The organism is Rivularia sp. UHCC 0363 (assembly GCF_034931125.1).
Lineage (GTDB): Bacteria > Cyanobacteriota > Cyanobacteriia > Cyanobacteriales > Nostocaceae > Rivularia.
Genome location: NZ_JAYGHM010000027.1, coordinates 73,396 through 92,098, shown reverse-complemented (window position 1 = coordinate 92,098; position 18,703 = coordinate 73,396). Strand labels below are relative to the sequence as shown.

Annotated in this window: 17 protein-coding genes; 5 read left to right on the top strand and 12 right to left on the bottom strand. The window is 38.8% G+C overall.

All coding sequences use genetic code 11. From position 1 onward, the window contains the following. Positions 1-130: 130 nt before the first annotated feature. Positions 131-958, top strand: a complete 828-nt coding sequence (map, locus tag VB797_RS16890; protein WP_323238874.1) for a type I methionyl aminopeptidase — start codon at positions 131-133, stop codon at positions 956-958. A 602-nt stretch (positions 959-1,560) separates the two neighbouring features. Here the strand turns inward: map and VB797_RS16885 are convergent. Next, a complete protein-coding gene (locus tag VB797_RS16885; RefSeq protein WP_323238873.1) occupies positions 1,561-2,238 on the bottom strand; it encodes a uracil-DNA glycosylase in 678 nt (225 codons plus the stop codon). A 163-nt stretch (positions 2,239-2,401) separates the two neighbouring features. On the opposite strand from VB797_RS16885, the gene VB797_RS16880 reads away from it, so the two are divergent. Continuing rightward, entirely contained in the window at positions 2,402-3,085 is a 684-nt protein-coding gene (locus VB797_RS16880) for a phosphoribosyltransferase (protein ID WP_323238872.1), read from the top strand. 363 nt (positions 3,086-3,448) lie between these two features. Here VB797_RS16880 and VB797_RS16875 read toward each other — a convergent pair whose 3' ends face one another. The 9 genes from VB797_RS16875 to dps form a co-directional block, all read right to left on the bottom strand. After that, entirely contained in the window at positions 3,449-4,507 is a 1,059-nt protein-coding gene (locus VB797_RS16875) for a tetratricopeptide repeat protein (protein WP_323238871.1), read from the bottom strand. A 207-nt stretch (positions 4,508-4,714) separates the two neighbouring features. Beyond that, positions 4,715-5,491 carry a pentapeptide repeat-containing protein gene (locus VB797_RS16870; protein ID WP_323238870.1) on the bottom strand — a complete coding sequence of 259 codons (777 nt, stop codon included), beginning with the start codon at positions 5,489-5,491 and terminating at the stop codon, positions 4,715-4,717. Between the two features lie 9 nt (positions 5,492-5,500). Next, positions 5,501-6,139 carry a hypothetical protein gene (locus tag VB797_RS16865; RefSeq protein ID WP_323238869.1) on the bottom strand — a complete coding sequence of 213 codons (639 nt, stop codon included), beginning with the start codon at positions 6,137-6,139 and terminating at the stop codon, positions 5,501-5,503. Positions 6,140-6,372: 233 nt separating this feature from the next. Then, positions 6,373-6,576, bottom strand: a complete 204-nt coding sequence (locus tag VB797_RS16860) for a hypothetical protein (protein ID WP_323238868.1) — start codon at positions 6,574-6,576, stop codon at positions 6,373-6,375. A 646-nt stretch (positions 6,577-7,222) separates the two neighbouring features. Next, entirely contained in the window at positions 7,223-7,861 is a 639-nt protein-coding gene (locus VB797_RS16855) for a PEP-CTERM sorting domain-containing protein (protein WP_323238867.1), read from the bottom strand. Between the two features lie 275 nt (positions 7,862-8,136). Continuing rightward, positions 8,137-11,310: an efflux RND transporter permease subunit gene (locus VB797_RS16850; protein ID WP_323238866.1), complete on the bottom strand. Its 3,174-nt coding sequence runs from the start codon at positions 11,308-11,310 to the stop codon at positions 8,137-8,139. Positions 11,311-11,534: 224 nt separating this feature from the next. Continuing rightward, positions 11,535-12,854 carry an efflux RND transporter periplasmic adaptor subunit gene (locus VB797_RS16845; protein ID WP_323238865.1) on the bottom strand — a complete coding sequence of 440 codons (1,320 nt, stop codon included), beginning with the start codon at positions 12,852-12,854 and terminating at the stop codon, positions 11,535-11,537. A 598-nt stretch (positions 12,855-13,452) separates the two neighbouring features. Beyond that, positions 13,453-14,169 (bottom strand): pirin family protein, encoded by a 717-nt coding sequence (locus tag VB797_RS16840; protein WP_323238864.1) that lies wholly within the window; start codon positions 14,167-14,169, stop codon positions 13,453-13,455. 450 nt (positions 14,170-14,619) lie between these two features. Further along, on the bottom strand, positions 14,620-15,180 hold the full coding sequence (gene dps, locus VB797_RS16835) for a DNA starvation/stationary phase protection protein Dps (RefSeq protein ID WP_323238881.1): 561 nt from the start codon (positions 15,178-15,180) through the stop codon (positions 14,620-14,622). Positions 15,181-15,419: 239 nt separating this feature from the next. On the opposite strand from dps, the gene VB797_RS16830 reads away from it, so the two are divergent. Further along, positions 15,420-15,827: a thiol-disulfide oxidoreductase DCC family protein gene (locus VB797_RS16830; RefSeq protein WP_323238863.1), complete on the top strand. Its 408-nt coding sequence runs from the start codon at positions 15,420-15,422 to the stop codon at positions 15,825-15,827. A 9-nt stretch (positions 15,828-15,836) separates the two neighbouring features. Here VB797_RS16830 and VB797_RS16825 read toward each other — a convergent pair whose 3' ends face one another. After that, positions 15,837-16,274, bottom strand: a complete 438-nt coding sequence (locus tag VB797_RS16825; RefSeq protein WP_323238862.1) for a hypothetical protein — start codon at positions 16,272-16,274, stop codon at positions 15,837-15,839. Between the two features lie 341 nt (positions 16,275-16,615). Between VB797_RS16825 and psbQ the strand changes: the two genes are divergently transcribed. Both psbQ and VB797_RS16815 read left to right on the top strand, forming a co-directional pair. Next, positions 16,616-17,080: a photosystem II protein PsbQ gene (gene psbQ / locus VB797_RS16820; protein ID WP_323238861.1), complete on the top strand. Its 465-nt coding sequence runs from the start codon at positions 16,616-16,618 to the stop codon at positions 17,078-17,080. A gap of 220 nt (positions 17,081-17,300) precedes the next feature. After that, entirely contained in the window at positions 17,301-18,398 is a 1,098-nt protein-coding gene (locus tag VB797_RS16815) for an FAD-dependent oxidoreductase (RefSeq protein ID WP_323238860.1), read from the top strand. 81 nt (positions 18,399-18,479) lie between these two features. On the opposite strand, the gene VB797_RS16810 is transcribed toward VB797_RS16815, so the two are convergent. Continuing rightward, positions 18,480-18,677, bottom strand: coding sequence for a hypothetical protein (locus VB797_RS16810; protein ID WP_323238859.1), 198 nt, complete (start codon positions 18,675-18,677; stop codon positions 18,480-18,482). Positions 18,678-18,703: the final 26 nt, after the last annotated feature.

The following is an 18,703-nucleotide window of genomic DNA, read 5'->3' as shown; positions in this document are numbered from 1 at the left end:
TAACTCCTAACTCCTCCATCCTCCATAGCAGGCACAAAATAAGTTAACTTAAAATATATACAGTATTTCTCAATTAGCGAGTAAATCAATTTACATTTAAGCGGCAACACGCTTTCCCTTTTTTTATCTTATGAACATCTTTACTAACCTGCTTTCTCAACCATCTCAAGATAGTCGTCCCAAAAAACAGCGTAGGGGAATTGAAATAAAATCGCCGCGTGAAATTGAAATTATGCGTCAATCGGGAAAAATTGTCGCAACTGTATTAAAAGAAATTTCTGAGTTAGTAAAGCCAGGAATGACTACAGCAGATTTAGATGCTTATGCTGAGAAACGCATCAGAGAAATGGGTGCAACACCTAGCTTTAAGGGATATCACGGTTTTAAAGGTTCTATTTGTTCTAGTATCAACAACGAAGTCGTACATGGTATTCCCAGCCCCAAGAAAGTCATCCGCACGGGGGATGTTTTAAAAGTTGACACGGGCGCTTTCTATCAGGGATTTCACGGTGATTCTTGTATAACAATCGCGGTTGAAGAAGTAAAGCCTAATGATGCAAAACTGATTCGCGTTGCCGAAGAATCTCTATATAAAGGCATCGAACAAGTTAAAGCCGGTAATTACTTAATGGATATTGCTGGTGCTATTGAAGACCATGTAAAATCAAATGGTTTTAGTGTAGTTGAAGACTTTACCGGACATGGTGTCGGCAGAAATTTACATGAAGAACCTTCAGTTTTTAACTTCCGCACCCGTGAAATGCCTAATGTCAAATTGCGTAAAGGAATGACATTGGCAATTGAACCAATTTTAAATGCTGGTTCTAAATGTTGTAAAACCTTATCCGACCGTTGGACTGCGGTAACGGTAGATAATTCTTACTCAGCACAGTTTGAGCATACCGTGTTAGTCACAGAAACTGGATATGAGATTTTAACCGATAGAACAAAAGTTTAATTAACATTTTAAATTTTGTGTAGGGTGGATCGTTGATGTCCACCTTTTTATTTTAGATTTTAGATTTTAGATTTTAGATTAAAAAAATATCCTATTTAAAGTTAATAATGTAGAGACCTTGCAGTGCAACGTCTCCGTAATTAATCGCAGTTTCGCGAAAATCTACCGTTAAAGAATCTTCTAATATTCGACCACGTTAATTCTGATAGGTAAAACATTCGTAGTGCGACGCTGCGCGAATCTGCGCTTACGCAAACGCTCGTGGTAGCCAGCGAGCGGGACGCTCGCACTACCATCGTGACCAATAGCGAGCGAGACGCTTGCGCTACCCTGCGGGAACACCTTGCGGTGAACGCGCACACTTCGTGAGTCTGCGCTTACGCACACGCACTACGTTAACTCCTCATAACTTATATGGTCAAGTACTAGTACTCGACCACATTAAATATGATGGGTAAGAAATTCGTAGTGCGACCATCTTGGTCGCTCGTAACAATTAGCGAGCGGGCTAAAAGCAACGAGCGTGTGCGTAAGCGCAGATTCGCGCAGTGTCGCATTACCCGAACCTGTCAAAATGAATGATTTTGACTACCAGATTCCAACTAACTTTTCTCAATCTCGTCAAACTTCGCCCGTACAGCCTGTATATCTTGCCACATCAACCATTTAGGACTACCGGCTTCGCGGGAAGCATTACGTAACAAATAAGCAGGATGAAAAATAGGCATACACAAACGACCTTCCCACTCGATCCACTGACCGCGAATTTTGGTAATTCCGCGTTTTTCCCCAAGTAAACCCTTGAGCGCTGTTGCACCTGTCAGAAGGATGATTTTTGGGTCAACCAGCCGGATTTGTTCTAGAAGGTAAGGTTTACAAGCGTTGACTTCTTCAGTAGTTGGATTGCGATTTTCAGGAGGACGACATTTATTAATATTGGCAATGTATACATCTTGTTCGCTATCAAGTTTTACAGATGCCAAAATTTTTTCCAGCAACTGTCCTGCTCTTCCAACAAAAGGTAGTCCGGTTTCATCCTCGTTTTGACCTGGTGCTTCCCCAATAATCACGATCGATGCTTGCAAATTTCCTCTACCAACAACTGCATTTTGGCGAGTTTTTCCTAACGGACAACGATCGCAATTATTGCAATGTTGAGCCAATTCCATCATGCTTGAATAAGTGCCTGGAGGAATAGGAATTTTGGCATCTGTGGGAATAAGTTTTTTTTGGTCAAGAGTCGAGTCCTCAAAAAGACTTAACTGATTTTCGCTGTTCATTTCAAATAAAAACTTGCGTTTGAGAAAAGAATCTCTAAAAAGATTGGTTTGTCTACGCTTTTTTTGCGTAATACTTATATCTATAAACTTCTGATTATATCAGCTATTAAGGGTAGACGACAGCGAGATTCAAAGCATACCGTTGTAAAGTGTTTAGCAAATCATGTTATACAATCCACTTTTTCAAAATCGTGAGGCTGCTGGTGTTGAGTTAGCGCAAGCAATTCGGACTGAATTGAACAAACAAGCGGTTGAAACTGGATTAAAACCAATCCCAATTGTTTATGCTTTACCTAGAGGGGGATTACCAGTTGCGTTACCAGTAGCGCGTTTGCTTGATTGTCCCATGAATATAGAAGTGGCGAAAAAAATTACTCATCCTCAAAATGAGGAGTTAGCTATTGGTGCGGTGACTGCTTCGGGAAGCGTTATTTGGTCAGAGAATAAGGTATTTCGCTTTAAATTTTATTCGCGGGAAAAACGTCAAGCAAGTTTAAATGCAGCAATGGAATGCGCTGTGGATTTAAAAGCACAATTAAGTTCTGCTTGTCCGACCGTGAATGTTGAGGGAAAAACTATTCTTTTAATTGATGATGGTATTGCTACAGGTATGACGATCGCAGTTGCTGCAACCGCTCTAAGAAAATTAAATCCCGCGCAAATTTGGCTGTGTACTCCAGTTGCACCTCAAAAACTAATTCCTTGGTTGTATAAATGGGGTGAAAAGGCGATCGTTCTAGCAACACCAAAATCTTTTTTAAGCGTAAGTAATTTCTACGTAGAATTTCCCCAAGTCAAAACCCAAGAAGCTTTGGAATATCTTCAGCAGCAATCTGTTAAAGGATAAAAAATGAATTATGAATCAACTAAATATTTAAGTAGTTCCAAAAAATCAAATCTTTGAGTCAATTCTGTCACAATTAAAAACAGAAGACAATTGATAAGTAAGTCGGCACAAATAAAACCAACTATGTAATGTATCAAAGCCTTGTCCCTACTCCCTACTCCCTTTTCATAATTGTGATTTTTAACGCTGACCTACTTAATTGATAATTCATAATTCACAATTCATGCTTAAAATAATTCAGGAATGGCCGCAATTGTCACAAAAGCCCGGTTGGTGCGTGACACTAAAACCTTATTATTGCGTTAAAATCAAACATAGTGTCACAGCACCCTACGAGCAGAATATGCCTTTTTGCTAAGTCCTTTAATCGTACTTGATCGCTCTCCCGTAGTCACCCATCGCATAACAAGCTGTTTTGAGGCTAGCACGAGCCTGGTCTTCACTGCGACGGTCTTTAATAGCTTTGGCTATTCGCAAGCGTTCTTCATGATAAGATATTGCCCCTTCATAGTCACCTAAAGCTTCACAAGCAACTCCCAAGCTACCTAAAGATTGTTCTTGAGCGCGGGTATCATGAATTTCTTTTGCTAACTGCAAGCGTTCTTCATAATAAATAATCACTTTTTTATATTCACCTAAAGCATAATAAGCATTACCAAGATTTTTTAAGACTTGGATGGTAGTCCGACTATTTTTGAGCAAACGAGATACAACGATGCAATCTTCATAGTATGCGGTAGCTTTGGCATAATTAGTTAAAGCGTACCAGGCATTACCCAAATTTTTTAATATTTGTTCTTCTCCCCAATTATCCTGTATTTCTCGGACTAACTTTAAACTTTTTTCTTGATACTCTATTGCTTTAGAAAGGTTGTTTAAAGCTTTATAAACTAATCCTAAATTATTAAGTGCTGCTATTTGAGAGCGAGTATCTTGTAATTTTTGAGCTATTTCCAAACACTCTTGTAAATATTCAGTAGCTTTCTTCTGCTGTTTAATATGACGATAAGCATTACCTAGATGCGAAAGCGCTTGTACCTGTAAACGCTGTTCTTGAGTATCTCTAGCTAAAGACAAACATTGCTCAGCATAAGATATAACGCTTTTATAGTCACCTGAACAGTAAGCTACTAGCGCTAAACAAGAAAGTGCTTGAGCCTGCTTTTGAGTATTTCCATAAGCTTGGAATAATGCTAATGAGTGTTGTAAAGACTTGATTGCAGCATTAAATTCTCCAGCTTGTTGATGTTGAATTCCTTGCTCTAATAATTCGGATGCTTCAAATGACTCTTCCCCGGAAGATTCCTGAGTTGATGATTCAACTTGGTTGTTACCATTTTCTATAACTTTGTCGATAAATTCCGTAGGAATATGTAAAGGAAGTGTGTTTTTTAAATTAGAATCCCATTTGTTTTTCTGCATCGACCGCTTGCTCCCCGTTGATAATGATTGCTAAGCTTAGTATTCCCAAAATTCGTACTTAAATTTCAATGCAAATAGTAATTAGGGCAAGGGATTAGGGAGTAGCGAAATCAGCTAATCCGATGGTCAAATAAAATGATTAACTTTGTGGAATTTACTGTTGGTAAATATGCGAGTTTATGTAATTAAAATTATTTTTATTAATAATCAATCATCAGCTATTGCTCGATCAAAATTAGCTCCGAGCAGCTTTGCACCTTGGAGTCTTGCACCTGTAAGATTTGCACCCGTAAAATTTGCCCCTCTTAAATTTGCCCATCTCAAATCAGCATTTGTCAAATCGGCATCTGTTAAATCGGCTTGCAGTAAATATGCACCGCTTAGGTGAGCTTTAGTTAAATTCGCTTTACTTAAATCAGCTTTATAAAAATAAGCACCCATCGCTTCTACTTCGTACAAATTCGCGTTTCTCAGTTCAGCTTCGTTCAAATTAGCATCATGTAACTTCGCTTTCCAAAGATTAGCGCGGTTTAACTTTGCTCTTCCCAAATCGGCACCTTTAATATTTGCGTCTTTTAAATTAGTTCCAATTAAATTAGTTTGATTCATCAAAGCATCTTGCAAATTAGCATAGCTTAAATCAACTCCAATCAAATTAGCAAAACTTAAATTAGCCCTTGTCAGGTTAGCACCACAGAGTTTAGCAAGACTAAAGTTAGCGGTTCTTAAATCAGCTTTGCTTAAATTTGCACGACAAAGATTTGCACTATTAAAGTCAGCATCAATCAAATTTGCCTGGACTAACAAAGCATTTTCTAAAATTACATAGCTTAAATTTACTCCTTGGAGGTTTGCTTCTGTAAGATTGTATCCAAACAAATTTGCAGAACTTAAATCGGGAGTAACTTGAGGATTTTGCTTCCTCCAATCATCCCGTGTAAGAGTACCAATTTTAAGTAAAGTTAAATGCTCTAAATTTGCCATGATTAATCTTTACTGCTGACGCTTATGGGAACTTACCCTACCAGCTACGCTTTCAATAGCTGCTAGCGCTCCATCTGCTCCTGCAAGTATATCCTGTTCTTGTCCGCCTAAATAAAGCCTGCCAAAACTACCGACAGCATTGACAGCAAGAATATTGATCGCAGCAGCTTTCTCAGCTTCATTTGCAGCTAATGCAGCATAAGCAGCAGGTTCAACTTCCAATACATACAAAGTTTGTCCCGCTAATAATAATTGTCCCCTTCGAGTCCGATTGATCAGTTGTGTTTGATAAGCGTCAACATTACGAATAATTTGACTGGAAACCACCCTGGGTTTAAGTCCTTCATTTCTTCTAAGTCCCAAAGCCGCTAGGATAGCTTCTCCCGCAGTTCGAGTTTCACCCTGGGAGCTAGAATGCACTTCCAATAAGCCATACAGTCTTTCCACCATCTGTACCCCCGGACGTACCGAAGCGGCTTTTAATGCTACATCAGTAATTCGATTAATTTCTATTCCAGGAGAAATTTCTACCCATAAAGAAGTGTCTCCAGGTAATGGTAAAAAACCTTGAGCTACCGTTCCCATATATGCTGCGTGTTGAGGTTGCAAATTGTCGAGATATACAAAACTGCGTAGTTCTACACCCAAGATTTCACTCCAGCCATAAAGATAAGAATTATTTATTATATGGATTTAAACTTAACCTACCATAAGGCGGTTACTAATAGGGAGTTAGGAGTGAGGAGTGAGGAGTGAGGAGTTAGGAGTTAATAATTGCGTGTGCGTAAGGGCAGATTCACGGAGTGACCCGACGCGGGTAATTGCGTTGGCGTAGCCTCTCCGGAGGAGAAATTGGTAATTGCTCCCCTCCCCCCTCTTGGTTATGGTTGAGCGCTTTCGGTTACGGATTGATTTGCAGCATCATCGGTAATGGGTTGAAAAATTACCGTTTTACCTTGAACAGATTGCATAATTTCCATATTTGGCGAGCTTTTGACATTATCCGCTACAGCAGTCGAGATAGCGAAAAATATATCAAAAGTAAAGAAAATAGCTAGTGCAATAATAAAAAAAGTTCTTTTCATCAATTAAACCTCAAGTTACGGCAGATGTAGTTAGATAAGATAACCCGTTGCAATAATCAAAATTGCCATGAATCAACCATCGCAATTTTTGTAGTCAACAATCCCATTATTGACAGGAAAACCTGGGGGGGCAAATACTTGTTTGTAGAACTTACATACTCGTAACAAAAAGTGACATAAACTGTGTTTTTTTGATAGTCTTCTTCATACTCACCTTAATCTCAGCCAAGATTATGAGATAATTCTTAATAATTAGGGTTTTCAAACAAAAGGTGCATGGTAGACCACGACCGTTTATTTAAAGAGTTAATTTCAACATTTTTCATTGAATTTATCGATTTATTTTTACTGCTCGTTGTTGGGGATATTGATAGAGATTCGATTTAATTTTTACCGCAGGAAGTTTTTAATGATGTGACTTCCGGTGATAAGAAAGAAATCGATGTGCTGGTAAAGGTTAAATATTGACAACAGGATGCTTACTTTTTAATTCACATTGAAAACAAGCTTATACCCAGAAAGATTTTGCCAAGCGGATGTTTAAATATTTCGCTCGGCTGTATGAGAAACATGATTTACCGATTTATCCTGTAGTGATTTTTGACGTAGCTGAAAAAATCACGATGAAACTACTAGTTGCTGATATTTACAAACTTTGTTTACGTCGGCGCAATTTGGAACTGATTCCAAACAACCCTATACCAATTAAGGCTGTGGTGATAGTTGGTTCTGGAACTGTATGTGGGACTTTAATCGGACCACTTACTAAAGCTAAACCGTTTAGAGTAATCTTTTCACCTAAAGTTACTATGTCTTCTTCAAAAAACGAGAGTGTCGCGGTTGCACCCTCGAACATACCTTCACCGTCAGTAATATAAACTACACCAGAACCTTGAGCTGTCAGGTTCTCAAAGTCAACCGAAGCGCTAGCATCACTGGTGCCAAACAGCTTATTGGTTCCGTCACCCAATTGTATGTAGCCTAGTGGGTAATCTTCTACTCCAAAAAAACTTGGGTCGTTATTAAAGGTGAGATTGCCATTATCATCAAGTACAGAATATGTCAAACCCTCGTATTTATCTAAACCATAGGGTGCATCATCACTCTCTCCTACCTCAAAAACCTGGGAAATATTTCCTTGAATGGGTGTAATGTTTACCACTGTGCGGTAGTTACCAGTAAACGGATAGACGGTTTCTGCTGCTGCTTTTGCTGCAAAGGAGCAGACACTAACTGTGCTAAGAGCTAGGGGAACTAGCCACATTTTGAGCGAACGGACTATCATTTGCAAACCTCCAATATTAAAGGATACTGATTTCCACGAGCCAAATCTTCATTTGTTTATCCACCAAATTGTTAGCAATACGTATAATTTAAAGCTAGTATTGCTTTGGTTTATAAATGTTCTGCTCGGATGTGAAATACCGTATACTCTAAGGACGATCGCACAATACCATTTTTATTACCTGTTATAATTGCAACTTCTTTTGGTAAGTATGATAAAAGTTTAGAGATGAAGACCAATCAATTTTGAATTCACCTCCAATTCCCTACTCTTAATTAACGACTACTTGCCGGAACTTTACCATTTTCTTCCATAGATTCCACTCTTTCCTCTCTTTTAGAAGGCATGAATTGCTCTCTTAAAGACACAATTACAATATATAAAATAGGTACTACAAACAGACTTAAAAACGTCGCGACAAACATTCCTCCAAACACAGCGGTACCCAAAGATTGACGACTACCAGCACCCGCACCTGTGGCTATTAATAAAGGGAAAATCCCCAACAAAGTTGATAAAGCTGTCATCAAGATTGGTCGCAAACGTTCTTCTGATGCTCGTAGCGCTGCTTTCGATATGGAAAGTCCTTCTGCTCTCAATTGATTGGCAAATTCTACAATCAAAATGGCGTTTTTAGAAGCCAAACCAATTAACATGACCAAACCAACTTGACAAAATACATCATTTTCTAAACCCCGTAAATACTGTGCTGATAGCGCTCCCAAAATAGCTAGGGGAACTGAAAGCATAATAATCAACGGGTCAATATAGTTCTCGTATTGCGCTGCTAATACTAACAATACAAAAACCAGTCCCAAACCAAAAATTAACGGTGCTTGTCCTCCAGATTCCTTCTCTTCCGCTGAAATTCCAGCCCATTCGTAACCAAAAGTTCTCGGTAAGGTATCCTTTGCAACTTCCTCCATTGCGTCTAAAGCTTGTCCAGAACTGTAACCGGGTGCTGTTTGTCCGTTAATTTCAATCGAACGATACAGGTTGTAATGGTTAATAGTTTGCGCTCCGGTAGTGGAAGTAACTTTCACCAAATTACTCATGGGAATCATTTGATCGTTTTGAGAGCGGACGTACAATTTGCCGATATCTTCGGGATTGGAGCGATATTGAGCGTCTGCTTGCACGTAAACCCGATAAGTCCGCTGTTCCAAATTAAAATCGTTAACGTATCGCGAACCGATATAAGTCTGCAAAGTACTAAAAACATCGTCGATATCAACTTGTAATGCTTTAGCGCGATCGCGATTGACTTCGATCAACAGTTGAGGCATATTCGCCGAAAAAGTACTGAAAACAGCCTGTATCTCTGGTCTTTGATTGCCTTTTCCCAGCAATTCTCCCATTTCTTGCAGCATTACAGCTAAGCTGCTGTTTCCTCTTCTATCTTGCAACTGAAATTGAAAGCCACTGAAACTACCCAACCCTTGAATTGATGGCGGATTTACCGGCAAAACTCTCGCGTCGGTAATGCTAAAAAACTGCTTACTCAATTTATCAATAATTGCTAAAGATGATTGTCCTTTTCCCGTCCTTTCTCCCCAAGGTTTCAAAGTAGTAAAAATTACGCCGTTATTAGCAGTACTACCGCTAAAACCAAAACCACCGATCGCAAAAGTCCCCACAACTTCCGGTAATTCGAGAATTTTTTCTTCTACCTGTCGCATCACCTGACTGGTGTAGTTTAAGGAAACTCCTTCGGGTCCTTGGATAATCGTAATAAAATAACCTTGGTCTTCTTCTGGTAAAAATGCTTGGGGAACTATAGTGTAAAGCCAACCAGTAGTTACTAATAATGCCGCAAATACAACTAAAACTATAAATTTTAAATGTATTAAACGTTGTAGCGACCATTCGTAGCCACTTCTTACCGAGTCTAAAAACCAGTTAATCGCGTCAAAAATTTTATTAATAAAACCACCACTTTCTGTCTTTCTTCTAAACAATAATCCCGATAAAGCAGGAGTCAAAGTTAATGCTAAAAAAGTAGAAATTGCCACAGAAAAGGCAATCGTCAGCGCAAATTGACGATAAATCTTACCAGTAGAACCGGGAAAAAATGCTACCGGAATAAATACCGCCATTAATACTAAAGAAGTTGCAATTACCGCTCCAGTTAATTCACGCATCGCAGCCGAAGCTGCTGCTTGTGGTGACATTTCCTTTTCATTAATCAAGCGAGAAATATCTTCTACCACCACAATCGCGTCATCAACTACCATCCCCGTCGCTAAAGTTAAACCGAATAAAGTTAAGGTATTAATCGAAAATCCAAAAATTTTGATAAATCCAAAAGTACCGATTAACGCTAAAGGAATTGTAATCACGGGTACAATAGTTGTCCGCCAATCTTGTAAGAAAATAAAGATTACTAAAACAACCAAACCTATCGATAACAACAGCGTTTTCACAACTTCTGAAAGCGATTCCTCCACAAAAGCAGTCGTATCAAACGCCACCTGATACTGCATCCCCGGCGGAAAATCCTTAGCTAATTCTGCCATTTCCGCTTTTACAGCAGCAGCAACTTCCAAAGCATTACTTCCCGGAGTCGGAAATATCCCCACACCAACCCCTTCATTACCTTTAAATCTTAAAAACGAGTTGTAATTTTCCGCTCCTAACTCCGCTCTTCCGATGTCTTTCAACTTAACTAAAACGCCATTATCCCCAGCTTTGACGACAATATCGTCAAACTCGGAAACATTTTGCAGTCTACCTAAAGCGCGTAAATCAATTTGATACATTTGGTCGGGTGGTGTCGGTTGCTGACCGAGTTGTCCCGCACCCACCTGGACGTTTTGTTCGTTGAGAGCGTTAATTACATCTTGAGCCGTTAAATTGCGACTTGCTAAACGGTTAGGATCGAGCCACAAACGCATTGCATAACGACGTTCGCCAAAAATTTGCGCTCGACTGACACCGTTAATTTTTTGTAAATTATCTCTGACATAAAGGTCAGCATAATTACTGAGAAATACGTTATCAAACTCTTTGTTTTCGCTATACAGCCCCATAGCCAAGAGAATATTACTTGATTCCTTACTAACAACAACTCCGGTTCTTTGTACGGCTTCAGGTAACTGCGGTTCGGCAAGAGAAACCCGGTTTTGCACGTCAACCGCTGCAATATCTTTGTTTCGTTCAGCATCGAAGGTGACAGTAATTTGACTCGTTCCGCTGTTACTGCTGCTCGAAGACATATACTTCAAGCCTTCCACACCATTTAACTGCTGTTCTAGAACGGTAGTTACAGTTTTTTCCACAACTTCCGCATTCGCACCAACGTAGTTAGCAGTTACACTAATTTGAGTCGGGCTAATTTCTGGATATCTCGCTGTTGGTAGCGTGGGAATACTAATTGCTCCCACCAGCAGAATAATAATCGCGCAGACACTTGTAAAAACAGGTCGCTTAATAAAAAAGTCAGCAAACATAAGAAATAGTTAGGAGTTAGGAGTTAGGAGTTAGCAATTATGAGTTAGGAGTTGGGAGCTAAGAGTTAAAAGTTAGAAATTAGGAGTTGACAATAGGAATTAAGAATCAGAAATCGGGAGTTACGAATAAACAAATTTAAAGGTTTGAATATTAAAGGTAAACAGTTCTCAAAAACAAAGTTATAACTCATAACTCCTCACTCCTAACTCCTCACTTTTAACTTTTACTTAGAATCTGGCATTATCGGCGCTCCATCTCTTAAATTAAGTATGCCGGAGACAATAATTCTTTCTCCTGCTCTTAATCCTTCTATGACTTGATAATTATTGCCGCGAATATTACCTAATTTAACGCGCTTTTGTTTGGCGATATATTGGGGATTTTGTTGCGAAGAATCAGGTTTTTTGGCAACATATACAAAAGTTTCTCCGGCTAAACGAACTACTGAAGTTGCAGGAATAAATACTCCCGGACGACGCTGCCAAATTACTCTAGCATTAACGTATTCTGAAGCTCTTAATTGATTATTAGAATTATCAAAAGTTGCTTTAATTAAAATTGATTGAGTATTTTGATTGACGTTAGGAGAGATAAAAAATACTTGACTCCGACCCAAAATTTTACCTTGATTGTTAACTAACTCTATAGGCATTCCTTTACGTAGTTCTGCTGCACGTTCTTGGGGTATGGAAATTTCAACTTGTAAGGGATTATTTTGGGTAATAGTTGTTAGTTGGGTCGTCGTACTCACAACATCGCCAACTTTCACTGTTAAATCGCCCACTTGACCCGCAATCGGAGCGGAAACTGTATAGTATTGCAGCTGGACTTGCTCTTGTGTAGTATTTGCCTGAGCTTGTTGTAATGATTTTTCAGCTTGATTTACTGAAGCTTTTTGGGCTTGAATTTGAGCGTCAAGTGCATTCAGTTTAGCCTTTGCTGAGGCAAGTTTATTAACATACTGCTGCCTAGTTTGTTGCGATACTGCTCCTTGGGCTGCCAAACTAGAATATCTTTCGTATTCCTGCTGATTCAAATTAACATCGGCAACATTGGATAATCTTTCAGCTTCTAAAGATTTAAGAGTTGCGATCGCGTTTTGCAATTGAGAACGAGCGGCTTGTGCTGCTGCATCAACACTGTTAACTGCTGCTTGTTGTTCTCTAGAATCTATCTGCATTACTGCATTCCCTTCTTTAACTTCATCTCCTGAATTTACGAAAATTTTCGTAATTCTACCCATTATTTGAGGCTGAAGAGTTACCGCTTGCCGCGATTCCAATCTAGCAACATATTCGTCTCTATCTTCAATTGTCCCAGATTCTACTGTGGCTAATTTTACTGGTACGGGCGGTTGAGCATTTTGTGCAGCAGGCTTTTGTTCTCCCTCAGACATCATACGCCAAGCTAACACACCACCACCTAGTAGTAATACAGTAAGCAACAACCAAAGCCACCATCTTTTTTTACGAGGTGGTTCGGGAGATTTTTCTGGTTCATTCTCGTTATCTACAATTACGGTTTCTGGAGGTAGAAAGGTCATGATTAAATATGGAATTACATAATATAGAAACCATCCGTTGATGAAGCATTAATGACCGGGCTGATAGTCACATTCTTTACTAGTATTTTGAAACGAAAAGAATATTTACTGCTTCACAGATTGTTTTACGTTCCCCAAATGGATCAATTTCTTCAGATTATAAACAAATTAACTTGATTCGCTTTTATTCATCCAAATACTATAAATCACCTAAATTGCAATTAGGTTCAGCATTTATTCGTATCTTTATATAGTTCGACCTAATATACACCTTTAACGCCAAACGTTTACTCTACCTAAAGGTGAGTAATATCAACAGCTTACAATCGTGTTTTCTGAATGTCTTTTCAATTGTTGCAGAAAATGTGCTTATTTTGCTTCATTTTTAAATAGTTTTTTGATAGAAAATTGTTATATAATAATTCAATCTGTAGAGAGTTGTAGTAAGAGCCAATTCATGGTAAAAAAGTGATGTTTTGCATTAAGTTAGATTTAAAAAATAAAAATGGTGCGTCACGTAGAGTTAACGCACCAAATTAGTTTTTAGATGAAAATATGGGCAATCAAGCTGGTTCTCAACGAAATTTTTCGAGGGAAATTAAGCCAAATCAAACAGCAAGATTTCTCCACCTACATTAGTTGTCATTTCCAGTTGTATTTCACCATCAAATTGCACTCCATCACCTGCTCTTAATTCTTCACCGTTGAGGTTTATAATTCCTTTAGCTACTTGCAACCAAGTATAGCGATCGCGTTGAGTGTGGTAACTAATTTTGTCATCCGGCTGCAAAATTGAAGTATACAAATCCACATCTTGATATACTTTTACAGCACCATCTCGTGCATCATGAGCAGCAATCAAACGTAGTTGTCCCGTTCTTTCTTCAACCGAAAAACTTTTCTGCTCGTATCTCGGTTTTAAACCTTGTTTTTCGGGAATAATCCAAATTTGGAGCAGGTGAACGGGTTGCGATTCGGAATGATTAAACTCGCTATGCATAATTCCAGTTCCAGCACTCATAATTTGTGCTTCACCCGGACGAATTACCGAACCAGTTCCCAAACTATCTTTATGTTCCAATGCTCCTTCTAAAACATAGGTCAGGATTTCCATATCTCGATGACCGTGAGTAGGGAATCCAGCCCCCGGAGCAACTTGATCGTCATTTATCACCCGTAAAGAGCGAAATCCTAAACGTTTTGGGTCGTAGAAACCACCAAAAGAAAAACTATGATAGCTATCAAGCCAACCTATTTGGGTGCGACCCCGATGATTGCGATCGTGAATTAGATGAGTCTTGGTATTTTGAGTCATATCGATTTTGGATTACCCTACGGGAAGACGCTCCCGCGTCAATAGATTTTAGATTTTGGATTTTAATAGCGGGTATGCAAGTTTTCGGATTTTATAATGACAATTAATCCTTATTAATCTTTAAAATTAGTTTTCTAACTTGCTACTATTCCATAGTAAAAGATGTATACATAAAATGAAAAGTACGCACTCGAAAGTGGCGTACTTACTAAAAGGTTACTATCACAGAATAATTAACTTACCGCTGTAGAAATATTATATTACTTGAAATAATTTGAAATGTTGATAAAGCCATAATTTTGTAAGTTGGATTAGACACAAAAATTAAACTTCACTTGTTGCGAGAATCTATATTGTCATGTCGTAACCCAACATCATAATTACAGCTAATAAATTTGATTAGACCGAACATCCTAACGCACCATTGTTAGAATTAGGTGCAAACAAAATTTAGTTAGTAGCACCAACTTTCTGTTGAGTTCCACTTTCTGCTTTAACTTCAGTAACCTGGATGTGAGCTTCTAAGAACCAGAGTCGCTTGTCAATGGTACGAGAAACTTCAACGTAAAGATCGTTGGTGTCTTGGTCATTTAGATCGTCAGTCTTGTCGATCGCTTCTCTCAAATGCTTACCATACGCTGCAAAACGCTCAACTAAAGCAGTTACGTGCTGCATTCCATCCAAAATATCGGTAGGGTATTCTGGCAATATGGAATTAGCCGCAGCCATACGAACTGTACCGCAAGCATAACCAGCCAAAGCAGTAACACGCTCGGCAAACATATCAATATACTCTTCTATTTCTCCGGCAATTTCATCAAACATCTCATGAAGCTGATAAAAGTCAGTTCCCTTGACGTTCCAGTGGGCTTGTTTTACCTGACTTTTCAAATCTGCGGTTGCAGCCACTGTTTGGTTGAGAAGTGTGACAACCTGGCTTCGTACTTCAGCAGGAATATCAATGTGAGACGGGTAAAGACGTGATGCTAGTTTTCCGTTTGTATCGCTCATAATTAGTGCATCTCTCCAGATAGACATGAATTTAGATTACAGCTATACATTTAGTTTTAAAACTCTCTATCGACTGATTAATATAACAAGTAAAACTTTCCACCGATAGAGGGAACTAAAGTGTATAAGAGTTATGTGTAAGCGGCTGTTTATAATAAGGCTTTAATTAATTGGTATAGATTAAATAAAGCATCTTAGAATAGAAACATATTCAATATTTATTTACGTATTTATTCCCAATGAACTACCAAGTTATCTACGACGGCAACTGCAACCTTTGCGTTACTTTAGTACAAGTTTTAGAAAATTTAGATCGGGGACAGATGTTCAATTATATCCCCATGCAAGACCAGCAAGCACTACAAAAGTGGAATATTACATCAGCAGATTGCGAATTGGGGATGATTTTGATTGATGCAGATGCTCCACAAAGACGCTGGCAAGGTAGTGCAGCCGCAGAAGAAATTGGACGGTTATTACCAGGTGGTAGTGTATTTGTTGATGCTTATCGCGCTCTACCAGGATTAAAATGGGCTGGCGATCAATTTTACGAACAAATCCGCGATCACCGCTATACAATTTTTGGTAAGCGCGACAGTACATACAAATCTACTTATTGTACTGATAGTAATTGCGAAACTATTTAACATTACTCACTAGTTATTTTCTTCCGAATTGCTGTTAAACACCTCCAAAACTTGACGACAAAAATCTTTTAACTTTTCTCGTTTTTGTTCAGCAGGTTTAAGTTTACCAACAAAATTCCAATTTTCTACAGTCGAAACTCGCCACTGTTCTCCCCGATGGTCAAATCCAGCAACTTCTACACCAATTGCACGACGCAACCCGCTAATAGGGTCTTGATAAAAACGAATTTGAGTTAAGATACTGCGACTTTGCCAAGATTTACTGACACCAGGAAAGTGAAAACCGATATCAATAGAATCTGGATCTATTAATTCCATAGTTTGGCGATCGCTTGTCCAAGGTTTGAGGTCTGACTTTGCGTCGGGAAATTCAAACTTAAATAAATTAACTACCGCAGCAATTTTACTCGCAAATTCCAGATTTGTTGCCATTTCAGATGCGTTCACAAAAATACCCCCCTTTTGAAATAATGCGGCTAATGTCAAGAATGTTACGATTTCTTTTAAATGCCGAAAGGTTGACCGTATTAGTGTTTCAAAAACACCCGCAGCCTAGAAGGCTGGGGCTAATATTACAAAGCCTACCTACGTAGACTGGATTAAGCGCGTATTTATACACAAACGGTATTAGCCTTACAATTTTACCGCAATTACTTAGGGCGAGAAGCCTGTCAAAACAATATCCAAATTTATTTGTGGAATTAATCCAAAATCCAAAATCCAAAATTGTTTGACCCCCCAACAAGTTAAAATTACTGTGTTAATTTGCAGATAAATAAGTTTAGTTTATGTCGCGTCTACGCCCCATTTTCTCGCTAATTCTAGTATCTTTAGCAACATTACTTATCAGTTGTGGCGGTCCGAATGTTGCTGCAACACCTCCAGCATATACCTCACTACAAATAGAGAAAATCCAGGAATACGTTCCTGAAGTGGTAGCAGTACAAGAACGTGCTGCGGAATTGCAAAAACTGATTCAAAACCAAGATTGGACAAACGTCAGCAATTTTATCCACGGTCCCGTAGCAGAAGCAAAGTTGAATATGAATTACATTATTTCTAATCTTTTGCCAGATCGACAAAAAGAAGCCCGTAAAGTTGCGCGAGAGATGTTCAACAATCTTGTAAAAATTGACCAAGCTGCTAAGGAAGCGAATCCCCAAAAAGCTCTGAGCTACTATAGTGCGGCTTTTACAGATATTGAGAAATTTCTCGATTTGCTGCCAAAAAATACTTTACCTAGTGATATGTAAACAATTTAGGCCAAACGGTTTTGGATTTTAGATTTTAGATTTATATCTGATTTGGATTTTAGATTTATTCCACGAATAAGTTAGCAGGCTTCAGACCTTTTTAAATTTTAAAGAAAGAATCATCAATCCAAAATTTAAAATCTAAAATCTAAAATTCGTTCAGCGTGAGACTTGCTATAGCAAGTCTCCACATTATTATTATTTTAGATGTCTCCACGCCATGCATATAGTTATTATCGGTTGCGGTATTATTGGAGCGACGTTAGCCTATGAACTAAGTTTAATCGCAGGGTTAAAAATTACGGTTGTGGATCGGCAACCCCCAGCCCAAGCCGCTACAGGTGCCGCTTTAGGCGTTTTGATGGGCATTGTCAGCCACAAAGTCAAGGGTAAAGCTTGGCAGATGCGAGAAACAAGCATCCAACGCTATGAAACTTTGATTCCTGAATTAGAAGCGATCGCAAATCGACGCATCCCCTTCAACCGTCAAGGAATTTTAATGTTGTTACCATCTCCTCAAGTGACAACTGATGATTTAACTAGCTGGGAAAAACTTCGAGAAACTCGCCATCATCAAGGTTGGCAATTAGAAATTTTAGATGTTGCTCAACTTGAAAAGATATGTCCCCAGGTAGATGTTAAATCGCAAGAATATATCGGAGCAATTCATTCACCCCAAGATCGGCAACTCGATCCAACAGCATTAACATTAGCTTTAGTAGAAGCAGCGAAACACAATGGTGTCAGCTTCAAATTTGGTGTAACTGCATTGGGGATGAAGTCACCGAATCAACTCGAAACCACAGATGGTGTAATTACAGGTGACAAATTTATTATTGCTGCGGGACTCGGTTCGTCTGCTTTAACAGCACAATTAAATCAAAAAGTTGATATTCGTCCGGTATTAGGACAAGCAATTCATTTACGTTTGGGTCATCCTCTAGCAAAATCCGAATTTCAACCCGCTATAACCTGTAATGATATTTACGTAGTTCCTTGTGGTGCAGGTGTTTATCCAACTACAGATTATTGGGTAGGTGCGACGGTGGAATTTTCCCAAGATGGTGGTGAAATATCAGCCGACAAAGAACTATTAGATGCTACTTTGAAAAGTGCGATCGCAACTTGTCCGGAGTTAGCGAAAGCCGATATCATCCGCACCTGGTCGGGTTTGCGTCCTCGTCCAGAAGGTCGTCCCGCACCAGTTATCGAGCAACTACCGGGATATGACAACGTGATATTGGCTAGCGCTCATTATCGGAATGGGGTTTTATTGGCTCCCGCTACGGCACAGATGGTGAAGGAGATGATTTTGTGAGTTAGTTATTAATTATCAGTGATGGTTGTTCGATTTTGGTTGTATCAAAATATTGGTTAAAAATCAAAATCGTATATAGATTTAATCATCTATTTTTGGTAAATCAATGTTTGGTAAAGGAGCAGGTAACTCTTTTATAAGCTCTTGCAAATTCTGGTTTGATTTTCTAAATCCAACATCATCACCCGATTTTTTAGTTGTTTTAAAGCCAAAATCATCGCCGGATTTTTTCGTTGATTTTAGCCCAAAATTATCGCCGGACTTTTTCTTTTTACTCATAAAAATTTAATAATTATTTAGTAAGA